The organism is Sulfitobacter sp. L-8 (assembly GCF_056859255.1).
The window spans coordinates 54,524-67,590 of record NZ_JBSXOD010000044.1; the positions used below are offsets into that span (position 1 = coordinate 54,524).

A 13,067-nucleotide genomic window follows, 5' to 3' on the forward strand; every position below is an offset into this window, starting at 1 on the left:
GCGCGCCGATCAGTCCGGTCGACCTTTCGTTACCGCAGACCCAACCCGCGTGCGATGATGCCGCGCAGGATCTCGCGGGTGCCCCCCCGGAGCGAGAACGACGGCACCGCAAGTTCGGTATAGGCCAGCACCGCCGCATAGCTGTCGCGTCCTCCGGGCACGGCCGGACGTGAAATCAGGCTTCGGGCCAGACGCGGGATATCCTGTTCGAAGAGCGCGCCGAGATCCTTGACGATGGCGGCCTGAAGCGCGGGGTTCTTGCCCTCGTTCAGCATCCCGGCGACCGAGCGCGACATTTGCCGCAGCACCATCAGATGCGCGGACAGGCGGCCGATCTCGGCCTGTTGGGCCTCTGTGGCGTCTTGCCGCAGCAATCGGATCAGTTCCTCGATCAGGGCAAAGGACGACAGGAACCGTTCCGGTCCGCTGCGTTCGAAAGCCAGTTCGCTCATGACTTGTGACCAGCCCTCGCCCTTTTCGCCCAGAAGCGCGTCGGATGGCAGGAACGTGTCATCGAAAATCACCTGATTGAAATGATGCTCTCCGGCCATGTCGATGATCGGGCTGATCTGGATATTCTTCGTGGCCTTGAGGTCGACCAGAAGCTGGCTCATCCCGCCGTGGCGGTCGTCGCTCTTGCCGGTGCGGCAAAACAGGATCATGTAATCGGCGACATGGGCGTAGGTCGTCCAGACCTTGGTGCCGTTGACGCGGAAACCGCCCTCGACTTCGGTGGCGACGGTGCGCGTCGCCGCGAGGTCTGAGCCGGAATCGGGTTCGCTCATCCCGATGCAGAAACACAGCTCGCCCGCAGCGATGCGCGGCACGATCGCGCGTTTTTGCTCTTCGGTTCCCTTGGCCAGAATCAGAGGGCCACTTTGGCGGTCGGCGATCCAGTGCGCGATTACCGGCGCGCCGGCGGCCAGCAGTTCTTCGGACACGACATAGCGTTCCAGCGCGCTGCGCGCGTGGCCGCCGTATTCCTCGGGAAAGGTCATACCGACCCAGCCGCGTTGCGCCAGCTTGCGGGAGAAGTCCCGGCTGAACCCGTTCCATGATTTCGCACGCTTCTCGGGCGGGAAATCGGACAGTTCCTCAGCCAGGAACGCGCGGACCTCCTGGCGCAGGTCGTTGTGATCGGCGCCGGACGGGGGCGGGGGGAATGCGGTGAGTGTCATGTCAGAACGCCTTGTGCAGTGCTGTCGGTGATGAAGTGCCAGAAAGTGTCGTGGGGGCTCGACAGGGCGGCACGCCCCAATTCCCTGTTCCAGTCCAATTCGGTGCCGAACTCGTCTTGCCAGCTCCAGATCCGTTTGGTGAAATGGTGCAGCGCATGTTCCTCAGTATAGCCGATGGCCCCGTGAATCTGGTGGGCCAGCGCACCGACCGTCTGCGCAGCTTCTCCGGAGCGGCTTTTGGCGGCGGCAACGGTCAGCGCGAAGGCGGCGGTGTCATAGCTGCCGGCCGCCATTTCGGCGGCCGCACGCGCTGCGGCGGTTTCTCCGGCCAATGTCGCAAGGTACTGTTGTATCGACTGAAACTTGCCGATCGGCCGCCCGAATTGAACCCGGTCGTTGGCGTATTCGACGCTCATCCGCAGGATAGTCTCCAGCGCGCCGGCCGTGGCCAGACTGCGGACAAGCGCACCAAGCCCGCGCATCCCGCCCATCGATCGGTGCGCGGGAGCGGCATCGGCGTCCGTTAGCGCAAGGTCGACCGCAACATCGTCGCGCGGCATCCCCGCGAGATCCTGCGCCGGCGTGACTGTCAGATCCTTGACCGGCAGGGACAGAACATGATCGACGCCGTCCAGCGCGGCGATGGTCACGATCCGGTCCGCCCAGCGGGCAAAAGGCACCATCGCCATGTGCCCGCTCGTATGGAGTGCACCGCCGCGCCGTTCCAGCCGCAGGGCCACGCCCTCGGCGATGGTCAGCCTGCCGCGCGGCAGCGCCAGACCCGCGCCCGCCAGTACCGCATTTGCAATCAGTGTTTCGGCCAGAGGCAACGGCAAGCCGTGCGCACCGGCAATGCGCACCAGCCCAAGCGCCTCGGCGGCGGGCACGCCAAAACCGCCAGCCTTTTCGGGCACCAGGGCCATGTGCAGCCCGGCCTCTTCGATCCGAGTCCAGAGCGTCTCGGGGCATTGCCCTGCAGCGGCATCCGCGCGCAGGCCGTGGCTGACATGGTCGCGGAAAAGCCGCTCGGCCATGTCATGGATCATTGATTCCATCAGGTGGTCCTTTCAATAGGTGCTTGGTTGGCGGCAGCCGCGCCCTGTCCCGGTGTTCTGTTCCGGGACCGGTCCGATTTGCCATCGGGGGTCGCCGGATCGCGCAGCGGCGGCAAATGAAGACGTGTGCGCAGTTCCTTACGAAACGCCCCCGTGGCGGGTGGCGTGCCACCGTCCTTGCGGTATTTCTCAAGACAATCGGCGATCTTCTCGCCGATCTCGGCGGGATTTGCCGGGTCTGCGGGCGAACCGGGATGCGCCGCGACCGAGGTTTCGGCAAGAGTTTCGTTCCCCCTGCGCAGGCGGACATGGACCGCCCCGTGGTCCACCCCGACGCGATCCGGTCCCGCGTCCGGTTCGGTTTCGATGATTACCATGCTCATGAGACGGCGGATCTCGGGGCGGTGAGGGCTGTCGTCCTCGAAATCCGCAAGCCCGACCCGGCCCTGATGCAGGGCCGCCGACAAGGTATAGGCGGCGCAGAACTTGGCTTCTGTTCCGTCGTTGGGATCAACGATATGCAAGGGCAGCATCACGCCCTTTGGCACTGTCATTTCGATCACAGAGCCATCGGGCACCGCGTTTCCTCCGCGTTGGGCGTAAAGGTGCCGCCCTGCGGCGATCATCCTGTGGGTGAAATAGCAGCAGGGATAAAGCTTGCGTGACACGCTGCCGAGATCAATTCTTGGCTCCACCTTGGCAGGGTCGGCAGCAAGCCCGTCCGGACCGGCATAAAGATCGAAGAATCCGCGCGGCGCGAAAATATCGGGCGCACCGGTGATTCCGGCCTCGGCCATGCGGGCGGCCCGCACCCCGACGAGGGCGGTATTGCCAGCCTGAATCGGCTTGGCCATCGCGCCGAAATTGATCTGCAATCCACCGGCCTGCGATGCGGCCAGCGCCAGCGCGTTGCCGGTTGCCGCTTCGTCAAGGGCAAGCTGATGCGCGACCGCCGCCGCAGCAGCCACAGCCCCGATCGTCGATGTGGCGTGCCAACCCTTGGCGTAGTGACCAAAGCCCAGAACCTGTCCCAGTGCGACATTGACGGCTGTTCCCACCGCAAGGGCGGGGGCGACGCGGGCGGTCGTCTCCGGTCGAGCCTCTGCCATGGCCAGCAGCGCGGGCACCAGCACTACACTGGGGTGGGTGACGCTGAGGGTGTGGACATCGTCGAAATCCAGCGCATGACCGGCGACGGCGTTGAGGAACGCGACCCGTTCGACGCCGCGCTTTCCGACGGAACCCACCGGTGTTGCGGCCTCGTCCCCGTCAAGTGCCGCCAGCCGGCGGACCACCGGCGCGTGCCAGCCGCCGTAGATAACAGCCACCGTATCTTCCACGCAAAGCGCGGCCTGCTCGGCATTTGGCGTGTCCAGCCGATGCCGCGCGGTGATGAACCGCGTCAGACGGCGGGTGAAATCGCTGACCATGTCCTGATCCTCTCTGGTACTGCACATTGCCCCAAGTCAGGAGGTGCTATCAATTCGGATGACCCCCTTTTCGCACATATGTGTTGAACTGGGCTATCGCGTTGTGATCCCCGCAGGGTTAAAGCAGCCTGAAGGCCATCCTTCATCTGAACCCTTTGGAGATCAAACGCCGGACGTGTCGGAATAACGTCGAAGCGAAGCGCAACTGCGGTTGGGGATGTCTGCGCGAATGGTCTGGAAGGCAAAGGCGCATTGCGGGCCGCTGCGGATGAAGCTGGCATCCAGGACATCACAGCCCGACCAGCGTGTCCGGAACTGGCGCACCTTTGCAGGCACGCCAAATGCCTCGTAACAGCGGATGCAGATGCCGTCCATTGATGCTTTGAAACGGCCCGCCGCACGCAACCCGGCTGGCCGGGGGTGCTTTTTCTTGGGGGGTTGTTCGACTCGGTCGAATGGTGACGTCCGCCGTCGGCGCGCGGCAGGGTCGCGCCCCTGACCGGGGACTTGCCGGGCTGGGCCCGTTGGTCGGTCGTGATCGTTACGGGTCATATCCTTATGCTGGGTGGCATCGTCGTGATACTGGACAGAGCGACGGAATACAGTTTCCAGACCGCCCTGATCACCATCGTGCCGGTTTATGCGCTTCTCTGGTCGGGTCTGCGCAAGGGCGTCGGCAGCATTTGCCACATGTCGTGACGGTTCGTGAAACGGGCACCGGGATTCGCGACCGAAATGAGCGTTATCGCTTCGGCGGGGTTTATTGGCCTCGTTGCACTTGAGGTCGTCCCGTCGAATGGATTGCCGACCCTCTTGGCTGGATCGCAACGCGGCCTGACGTGACCGTTGTGCTGTTGATCATGACGGTATTCCTGACGGGGCTGCTGGGTATACACCCGATGATCTCGGTGGTGTTGCTGGCGGAAGTGGTCATTCGCATCGGCGTGGATGGTTTGTCACCCCTTGCTCCGGGCCTTGCGCTGGCCGGTGGATGGAGCAGCATCATTTGTATGAGGCTTGCCATCACCGCCGTCGTTTATGCGTCTTCCATCGTCAGGGAACGGCCCCTGACCATCGGTTTGAGATGGAACGGGCTGTTCGGTCTGGTCAGCATCCTTCTCATTGCTCTCATTGTCGTCGGCAGGCCCGCTCTGATGTCCTGATCCTGCGCCATGCGCCCTGCGCGGCCAATCGCACATATGTGTTCGATCATCCCCGTCACATCCCGGAAGGTGCTGGATCGCGTGCGGTCGAGTACAGTTGTTCTGCGAAAACTCCCCGGCGGTCGGCCCGGTAAAACAGCAGCATCGGAGCGACGTACCGAACAATGGAAGGCCAAACGACACTCACGCGCCGCAGCAAGGTCACGGGGCTGCAGGACGCAGCGCGCCGGGCCCGGGACGCTTTGCGGGAACGTCCGGACCTGTGCCTTGGCGGGCTGTTCAAGCAGGGCAGGCCGGTCGCTCTGGTGCGCGGGCTGCTGGCGGTGGGGGCAAAGGGCCTGCATATCTATTCCTCGCCCGGTGCGGGCTATGACGTCGATCTGATGATCGCGGCGGGCGCGGTCGAGCAGGTGTTCATTCCCGGCGTCACGCTGGAAAACCGTCTCTGCCCCAATTTCCGAAGCGCGGTCGAGGCGGGGCAGGTGACTGCACATGCACTTGATGCCTTGACCGTGGTTGGGGGGCTGATGGCGTCGGCCCACGGTGTGCCGTTTCAGCCGATCGACGCGTTGCGGGGGTCGGACGTGCTGAAGCACAATCCGCTGATCCGCGAAATCGACTGTCCGTTTTCGGGCCGCCGCATCCACGCCGTCGGACCGATCCGGCCCCGCGTGACCTTCCTGCACGCGCAGGAAGCCGACCGCTGGGGGAACCTGCGCCATCTCAGCACGATGGTCTATGCCGATCAGCTGATGGCGCGCGCCTCGGACATGGTCATTGCCAGCGTGGACAGGATCGTGCCGGACGAGGTGATCCTTGATGACCCGTCACGGGTCACGGTGCCATCACACTATGTCGACGTCGTAGTCGAGGTGCCTTACGGCGCACACCCAACCGCGAGCTTCCCCAATTACGCGATGGACGAGGATCATATCGACGCCTACGCCGATCTGGGCGACGCCGCCCGGGCCAGCGACCGCGCGGGACTGGATGCCTACATCGCGCGCCATGTGACCGGGCCGAAAGATCAGAAAGACTATATAAAAACAGTCGGGGGCGCAGAATATCTGGCGCAGCTTAACGCGGAGGCGCGGAAAGGATGAGTGCTGCGATTTCCCCCCTTGAGCAGATGGTCGTGGTGCTGGCCCGCGACCTGGCCGATGGCGAACTGGGGGCGGCGGGTGCGGCGGCTCTGGTGCCGATGGCGGCGATCGCGCTGGCGCGCGAACTGCACGCACCCAACCTGACAGTCGGCGGAGAGATGTTCTTCAACCCCGAGCCGGGACGGCTCTATCCCTCTATGCTGGACGACCGCGCCCTGGGCCGCTGCGAGGCCGCCGAAACCTTCATCGAGCTTTTCGGCCACAGCCATCACGGGTTGGATTTCTTCTTTCACAGCGGGTTGCAGCATGACGCTTATGGCAACATCAACCTGCATCACGTCGGTGGCACGCTGCACGCGCCCAAGGTGCGCGGACCGGGGGCGGCCAACCTGTCCTACTGCCACACTTCGACGCGGTTCTACATCTGCCCGACGCTTCATACGACGCGGAATTTTGTCGAAAAAGTAGATTTCGTCACCATACCGGGGCACCTTTCCGGCCCCGAGGCAAAGCGCGTCGCCGGCCTGACCAACGAAGGGCCGCGGTTCGTAGTGACACCCCGCGCGGTTCTGGATTTCGACCCGGCGACGCTGCGGATGCGACTGAAATCTGTCCACGCGGGCCATACGGCCGCAGAGGTTCAGCGCCACACGGGGTTTGACCTTGGGATCACTCAGAACGTGCCGCAAACGCCGCTGCCAACAGAGGAGGAACTGACGGCTCTGCGTGAGCGGATCGACAAGACCGGAACTTTGCGCGCCTGACGCGCAAGTACGGGTAATTCTGAACAACAACTGGGAGGAAGACATGTTCAAACGCAAAACAATCGGAAGCAGGGGGCCCATCGGCACCGCAGTGGCGCTCAGTGCCCTTCTTGTGGGCGGCGCGGTTTCGGCCAAAGACCTTACGATGGGGACCACGAGCCCGACGTCCAGCCACTTTACGATCTCGGTCGCGATGAGCAAGGCGATCGAGACCGGTATGGAGGATACCACCGTCAACGTGATCGAAACCGGCGCCAGCGTGGACAATGTTCTGCGCCTCGCGCGGGATGAAATCGATCTCGGCCTTGCCACCACTGACATTCTGATCGCTGCCCGAAACGGAACCGGCAAGTTCGACGGAAACGCCATTTCCGATACGGTGGCGCTGTATCCCTACAGCGCGTCGGTGCTGCTGATTGCCGCAACCGAAGCATCGGGTGTGACCACGCTTGACGATCTGGATGGCAAGAAATTCAATCCAGGTATTCGCGGATCGGCTGCCGAGAACCTGACAACCACCGTCCTGTCGATGTTCGACATCAATGCCGACCTCGTGCACGGAGCCGTCGGGGACGCGGTGGAAGGCATCAAGAACCGCCAGATCATCGGTTACAGCAAATACGGGGCCGCAAACTCTGTCGATGCGACCTTGCAAGAGTTGATGACCAGCACAGAGATGCGGTTGATCGGTTTCTCCGAAGAGCAGGAGAAAGCGGCGACACAAGCCATGGAAGGCGTCGGTTTCACAACCCTTCCGGCAGGCCTTATTGCGGGGTCCGAGGAGATGCGGGTGCCCAAGCTCAACGTCTTTTTCCTGACACGCACCGGCGTCATGGACGACGACACGGCCTATGACATCTCGCGCAGCATCCACCAGAACATGGACCTGCTGGTCGAGGCCTGGCCGCAATTGACGGAGTACGACATTGCAGCCGATGCCGTCGCGACGATGGAGGCCGGTATCGTCTATCATCCGGGCGCGGCGCGCTACTGGAAAGAAGCCATGGGTAACTGATTCCGCACTGCGGACGGTCACGCTGCCGATCGGAAGGACCGGTCGAGTGGGGCGCCATTTGCGCCCCGCCGCCTGAAAGGGAACACGACAATGAGACACTCATCGGCCGAGGCTTCGCCCTGGCAACGGCGCGGAACACAGGCGCTCGGCGCGCTGTTTGCGGCATTTGTCGCTTTGCATTTCTACAATGCCCTGTTCGGACAGTTCGAACCGCTGGTTCAACGACCGATCTTTATCGGCTTCGGTCTGGGCGGTGCCTTTTTCCTTTACGCCGCGCGTGCAGCGCGGACCGGCGGTCGAAACGGGCTGGAGCGGACCATCGACATCACGCTCGGGCTGCTGGCCTTTGGCGTGTGCCTCTATGTGATCCTCAACCGGGATCGCTTTTCCGACATCATGGTGCAGTACGGGCCGCTCGACAAGGCGGCCGGGTTGCTGGCCGTCTTGCTGACGCTCGAAGCGGCCCGGCGGGTGATCGGGTGGTTCCTGCCCTTGCTGGCACTGATTACCGTTCTCTATTATTACTTCGGGTACGATCTGATCGACGGGGGCTGGCGCCCGCCGCGCGTTTCGGCCCGCACGGCGGTCGAAACCTTCTACAGCTCGACCACCGGTATTTTCGGCTATCTTGCGGATGTGGGCGCTCGGGTCATCACGATCTATGTGCTTCTGGGGGCATTGCTTTTGTCCACCGGGGCGACCGACGTGTTCATGAAGATGGCGACATGGATCGCCGGGCGCACCTTCGGCGGCCCTGCGAAGGTCTGCGCGCTGTCCTCGGCGATGTTCGGGACGGTGACCGGATCGGCGGTGGCCAATGTGATGGCGACGGGGTCGATTACGATCCCCACAATGAAGCGGCTGCGCTACCCGCCGGCCTTTGCCGGCGCGGTCGAGGCGGTTGCGTCTTCCGCCGGTCAGTTGACCCCGCCGGTGATGGGGGCGGGGGCCTTCATCATGGCTGAGTTCCTGAACATTCCCTACACCCAGATCGCTGTGGCAGCGATGGGCCCGGCGTTTCTCTACTACCTCGCGATATGGCTCGGAGTGGACCTTTATGCGCGCCGCACGGGCCTTCAGCCCACACCGAAAAACGAAATGCCGAAACCGGCGGATTTCCTGGCACCCGACAAGGCGATCCCGCTGTTCCTGCCTATCGCAACGGTGGTCTATTTCCTGTTCCAGGGCTACACGCCAAGCTTTGCCGGTGCCGCGTCGATCATCGTTTTGATCTTGGCCTGTGCAGCCGTGCGCCCCTTTGGCCGCGACACACGGGAGCAGGGGCTGAAGGCATGTTGGACCGGGTTGGTCCGCGACGTTTACGAGGGGATGGTCGAGGCCGGTCGCGCGCTGGTGATGATTGCCGCGTTGCTGGCCTGTGCCGCGATCGTCGTCAAGGTTCTGACAGCGACGGGCGCGGGGGTCAAAATCTCGAACCTGCTGTTTTCAGTGTCCGATCAGGGCCTGATCGTCGCCCTGCTGCTGGCGGCTGTGCTGTCGATCGTGCTGGGAATGGATGTGCCGACCACGGCCTCTTATGTTCTGGCGGCGGCGGTTGCAGCACCCAGCCTTGTGCGGCTTGGCCTGCCGGAACTGACGGCGCATCTGTTCGTCTTCTACTACGCGATTCTGTCAGCCATCACGCCGCCGGTCTGCGCCAGCGTCTATGCCGCCGCCGCGCTGGCCGGGGCCAATTTCTGGAAAGTTGCCGGTCGTGCACTGGTGCTTGCCGGGGCGGTTTATGTGGTGCCCTTCCTGTTTGTGTTCAGACCGGGCATTCTGGCGCAGGGCGGGACCGGTCAGATCGTTCTGGATCTGGGCGTGGCAAGCGCCGCCGTCTTTGCGGTCAGCGTCGGGTTGAGCGGTTACTTTCGGGGAACGCTGTCCATACCTGGGCGGGGGGTGTTTCTGGCGTCGGCTGCCTTGCTGTTCTATGCCGCGCCGATGGCCGATATTATCGGTGGGCTGGCATTGACCGGTCTGATCGTTTGGCGGTTTATGCGCGGAGAGCGGCAGACCCTCAGCACCGGGTGACGCCACTGCTCTTTCAAAGAACGGGGCCGCCGAAAAATACCTGCGGCGGCCCTTTTACGATTGGTTGCGCGGACCTGTGCCTGCTGTCTCAGGTCATCCTGAAGTAAGGAAAGCTGATCTCGTCGCTGGCTTTCACGAAGGTCACTTCGACCTTGGCCCCGATATGCACTTTCTCCGGGTCGTCGGTCTGGATCCGGCTCATCATCCGCGGGCCTTCTTCCAGTTCGATCAGCGCGACAACATAGGGAACGTCGTCAGCAAAGGCCGGGCCCGCCGGGCGGCGGGCGATGGTAAAGGTATGCACCTCGCCCCGCCCGCTGACCGTATCGAAATTCAGATTGTCGGAATGGCAATACGGGCAGATCGCCCGTGGATAGAAGTGATGCTTGCCACAATCGCCGCACAGCGGGATGTCAAGGCGGCCCTCGTGTGCGGCCTGCCAATAGGGGGCGCTGTCGTGGTCGATCACTGGAAGCGGTTTTTCAGTGCTCATCGGCTCAGTCCTTCTGCAAAATCACGGTCGCGCCAGAGGACAGCGTGCCCCCCGTGCCATGCACCAGCGCGGTCTCGGCACCCGCGACCTGCCGGTCGCCGCAGACGCCCCGCAACTGGCGGGTGGCCTCGATCAGCAGGAATATCCCGTACATGCCCGGATGCAGCGCGGACAGGCCGCCGCCATTGGTGTTCATCGGAAAGGCACCGCCGGGTGCCGTGCGTTGGCCGGAGACAAAATCGCCGCCTTCGCCGATCTTGCAGAAACCCAGCGCCTCCAGCGTCAGCAGGACCGTGATGGTGAAACTGTCGTAGACCTCGACCACGTCAATGTCGGAAGGACTTACACCGGCCATTTTCATCGCGGTTTCGCCGGCCTTTTGCGCCGGCAGCAGACGGGCAAGGTCGGGCATCTCTGCGATGGCCCAATGGGTGTGCGCCTCGCCATAGCCCTTGACCGCAACGGGTTTGGTCCTGAGGTTCTTGGCGCGTTCGGCGGTGGTCATAACGATGGCGCCCGCGCCGTCGGTGACAAGGCAGCAGTCGAGCAGGTGCAGCGGTTCCGAGATCATCGTGCTGGACAGAACGTCGTCGACGGTCAGCGGATCGCGCCGCGTTGCGGCGGGGTTCAGCTGCGCCCATTTCCGGGTGGCGACGGCGATCTCGGCAAGGTTCTCGGAAGTGGTGCCGTATTCGTGCATGTGCCGCTGCGCCGCCATCGCGTAGCCGCCCACAGGCGTCGGCATCCCATAGGGGGTTTCGTGCTGCATCGACAGCACCGATGGACGTCCGCCCAGATTGCGGCTGCGCAGGGATTTCTGGTCGGAGCTGTAAACGATCAGCGCAACCTCGCAATAGCCCTCGCGCAATGCCATCGCGGCGTGGGCGACATGCGCTTCAAAGGCAGAGCCGCCGATATTGGTACCGTCAACGTAGGTCGGCATGATGCCCAGATATTCGCCCAGCGTTACAGTGGCGAGCTGTCCCGGCCCCGGCACGCCCCACATGCCGGCGGTCAAAAGACCATCGACATCATCCAGCGTCAGACCGGCTTCTTCGACGGCGGCCTTTGCCACCAATGCGGCATGGCCCAAGACCGACGCCTTGGTGACGAATTTCCCATCCTCGATTGGCGCGTCGGCAAGGCCGACGATCACCGGGTCGCGTCCGTTCTTCATATGCTCTTTCTCCCTGTTGTCCCGTCGTTCCGATGCGGTCCCGACGTCAGTTCGGGCGCATGGTCTTGGCGATCAGCGTGCGCTGGATCTGCGATGTCCCGCCGCCGATGGTGCTTTGCATTCCTTCGCGGAAATACCGTTCCATATCCGCGTCCGGCAGCATGGAATGACCGCCGAGGATCTGCATGCCGTTGCGTGTGACGGTTTGCAGGGTCTCAGAGGCAAAGAGCTTTGCCATCGACACTTCGCGCGTGCAGGGCGTTTTGGCCGCGGCAAGGTTGGCGGCACGATAGACCAGCAACCGCGCGGCGTCGACCTGGGTCTGCATATCGGCCAGCATGTGGCGGATCACCTGAAAGTCGAAGATCGGCTTGTCGAACTGTATCCGCTCATGGGCGTAGCGCAGAGCGTCGTCCACCGCTGTCTGGGCGTTGCCGACATAGGCGGCGGCCACGGCGACGCGTTCCAGTTCCAGATGGTCGGTGATGATTTTCCAGCCTTCGTTTTCGGTCCCCAGCAGCGCGTCGGCGGGCAGTTTCACATCGTCGACAAAAATCTCGGTGGTGCCCGTTGCGCGCCGCGCCAGGGTCGGCAGCTTGCGGATGTCCAGCCCTTCAGCGTCGTTGGGGATCAGGAACACCGAAAGCCCTTTGTGCTTGGGGGCGTCGGGGTCGGTGCGGGTCAGCATGGCCAGAATCGCATTGTCGGCCTTTGCGCCCGAGCACCAGAGCTTTTGCCCCTTTACCACCCAGCCATTGCCATCACGCCGCGCGCGGGTCTTGGTTGAAGCCGCGTCCGACCCGGCGCCGGGTTCGGAAATCGAGATCGAGAAGCGGATGTCGCCATCGAGGAACGGCTGGATGTAGCGCTCTTTCTGTTCGGGCGTGCCGAATTTCTCGATGTTCATCGCGGTGAAGGTGGCGACCATCAGACCGGTGGAAAAATCGAAACCGTATTTCGCCAGCCCCTCGCACATCAGGGCGTAATCCACGATATCGCCGCCCAGCCCGCCGCTTTCCTCGGAAAAGAGGATGCCAAGCCAGCCCTGCTTGGCGACCTTTTCGTAGGCCTCATAGGGGTATTCGCGCTCACGGTCGCATTTGCGGATGTAGTCGCGGCCGATCTCTTCGTCGATGAAACGCGCGACGGTGGTGCGCCACATCTCTTGTTCGGGTGTCAGAAAGTTCATGCGTTCTCTCCGTGTGTTTTGTCATGCGCGGCGCGGATCTTGGCGGGCTCTCCGGGGCGACCCAGACGTGTCTTGCGGATCAGCAGACTGAATTCGCAGCGCAGGACCGTTTCGTCGCGTTGGTTGATGCCTTCCAGCTTGCTGGTCACGACGCCGTGCTTTTCGTCATGGTCCTTCAGATTGACGATTTCCACGCGCGCCCAGAGGGTGTCGTTGATGAAGGTCGGCCGCAGAAAGCGCAGCTTGTCGCAGCCGTAGAAGGCGGCGAGCACGGAGCTGTCGAAGGGGATCATCGCATTGACGATGGAAAACACGAGGCTGCCCTGAACAAGACGCTGGCCGTAGATCGCCTCCTTGGCATGCTCAATGTTGGAATGCAGTTCAAGCCAGTTCCCGGTAAGCATGCAGAAATTAACGACATCGGTTTCCGTCATCGTTCGCCCGCTCGACACGCCGGTCTGGCCCA

14 protein-coding genes are annotated in these 13,067 nt (G+C 63.0%); 6 read left to right on the forward strand and 8 right to left on the reverse strand.

All coding sequences use genetic code 11. The annotated features are described in order from the left end of the window. Window positions 1-29: 29 nt before the first annotated feature. The 4 genes from AC13DE_RS07800 to AC13DE_RS07815 all read right to left on the reverse strand — a co-directional run bounded on the left by AC13DE_RS07800 (window position 30) and on the right by AC13DE_RS07815 (window position 4,215). On the reverse strand, window positions 30-1,178 hold the full coding sequence (locus tag AC13DE_RS07800; RefSeq protein WP_114865576.1) for an acyl-CoA dehydrogenase family protein: 1,149 nt from the start codon (window positions 1,176-1,178) through the stop codon (window positions 30-32). Next, window positions 1,175-2,233 carry an acyl-CoA dehydrogenase family protein gene (locus AC13DE_RS07805; RefSeq protein ID WP_114865575.1) on the reverse strand — a complete coding sequence of 353 codons (1,059 nt, stop codon included), beginning with the start codon at window positions 2,231-2,233 and terminating at the stop codon, window positions 1,175-1,177. Before AC13DE_RS07805 ends, AC13DE_RS07800 begins: the two co-directional genes overlap by 4 nt. Then, window positions 2,233-3,663, reverse strand: a complete 1,431-nt coding sequence (locus tag AC13DE_RS07810; protein WP_114865574.1) for an MmgE/PrpD family protein — start codon at window positions 3,661-3,663, stop codon at window positions 2,233-2,235. The genes AC13DE_RS07805 and AC13DE_RS07810 overlap by 1 nt, the downstream gene beginning before the upstream one ends. Window positions 3,664-3,825: 162 nt before the next feature. Further along, on the reverse strand, window positions 3,826-4,215 hold the full coding sequence (locus tag AC13DE_RS07815) for a hypothetical protein (RefSeq protein ID WP_289092243.1): 390 nt from the start codon (window positions 4,213-4,215) through the stop codon (window positions 3,826-3,828). Window positions 4,216-4,221: 6 nt separating this feature from the next. Here AC13DE_RS07815 and AC13DE_RS07820 point away from each other — a divergent pair, with 6 nt between their 5' ends. The 6 genes from AC13DE_RS07820 (at window position 4,222) to AC13DE_RS07845 (ending at window position 9,742) form a co-directional block, all read left to right on the forward strand. Then, the gene (locus AC13DE_RS07820) at window positions 4,222-4,362 is read left to right on the forward strand and encodes a hypothetical protein (protein ID WP_289082879.1); all 141 of its coding nucleotides are present in this window, start codon (window positions 4,222-4,224) and stop codon (window positions 4,360-4,362) included. Between the two features lie 140 nt (window positions 4,363-4,502). Next, entirely contained in the window at window positions 4,503-4,826 is a 324-nt protein-coding gene (locus AC13DE_RS07825) for a hypothetical protein (RefSeq protein ID WP_240790886.1), read from the forward strand. 164 nt (window positions 4,827-4,990) lie between these two features. After that, window positions 4,991-5,929 carry a CoA transferase subunit A gene (locus AC13DE_RS07830; protein WP_114865572.1) on the forward strand — a complete coding sequence of 313 codons (939 nt, stop codon included), beginning with the start codon at window positions 4,991-4,993 and terminating at the stop codon, window positions 5,927-5,929. After that, window positions 5,926-6,693 (forward strand): hypothetical protein, encoded by a 768-nt coding sequence (locus AC13DE_RS07835; protein ID WP_114865571.1) that lies wholly within the window; start codon window positions 5,926-5,928, stop codon window positions 6,691-6,693. Before AC13DE_RS07830 ends, AC13DE_RS07835 begins: the two co-directional genes overlap by 4 nt. A gap of 43 nt (window positions 6,694-6,736) precedes the next feature. After that, window positions 6,737-7,708 carry a TAXI family TRAP transporter solute-binding subunit gene (locus AC13DE_RS07840; protein ID WP_114865570.1) on the forward strand — a complete coding sequence of 324 codons (972 nt, stop codon included), beginning with the start codon at window positions 6,737-6,739 and terminating at the stop codon, window positions 7,706-7,708. Between the two features lie 90 nt (window positions 7,709-7,798). Next, window positions 7,799-9,742, forward strand: a complete 1,944-nt coding sequence (locus AC13DE_RS07845; protein WP_240790885.1) for a TRAP transporter permease — start codon at window positions 7,799-7,801, stop codon at window positions 9,740-9,742. Between the two features lie 88 nt (window positions 9,743-9,830). Here AC13DE_RS07845 and AC13DE_RS07850 read toward each other — a convergent pair whose 3' ends face one another. From AC13DE_RS07850 to AC13DE_RS07865, 4 genes are read right to left on the reverse strand one after another with little or no spacing between them, the layout of a single operon-like run. Continuing rightward, window positions 9,831-10,235 (reverse strand): Zn-ribbon domain-containing OB-fold protein, encoded by a 405-nt coding sequence (locus AC13DE_RS07850; protein ID WP_114865569.1) that lies wholly within the window; start codon window positions 10,233-10,235, stop codon window positions 9,831-9,833. Between the two features lie 4 nt (window positions 10,236-10,239). Next, window positions 10,240-11,412 (reverse strand): acetyl-CoA acetyltransferase, encoded by a 1,173-nt coding sequence (locus AC13DE_RS07855; protein WP_114865568.1) that lies wholly within the window; start codon window positions 11,410-11,412, stop codon window positions 10,240-10,242. 46 nt (window positions 11,413-11,458) lie between these two features. Next, complete coding sequence (locus AC13DE_RS07860; protein WP_037929884.1) at window positions 11,459-12,601, reverse strand: acyl-CoA dehydrogenase family protein; 1,143 nt, start codon at window positions 12,599-12,601, stop codon at window positions 11,459-11,461. Continuing rightward, the gene (locus AC13DE_RS07865; RefSeq protein WP_114865567.1) at window positions 12,598-13,035 is read right to left on the reverse strand and encodes a MaoC/PaaZ C-terminal domain-containing protein; all 438 of its coding nucleotides are present in this window, start codon (window positions 13,033-13,035) and stop codon (window positions 12,598-12,600) included. The genes AC13DE_RS07860 and AC13DE_RS07865 overlap by 4 nt, the downstream gene beginning before the upstream one ends. Between the last annotated feature and the right edge of the window lie 32 nt (window positions 13,036-13,067).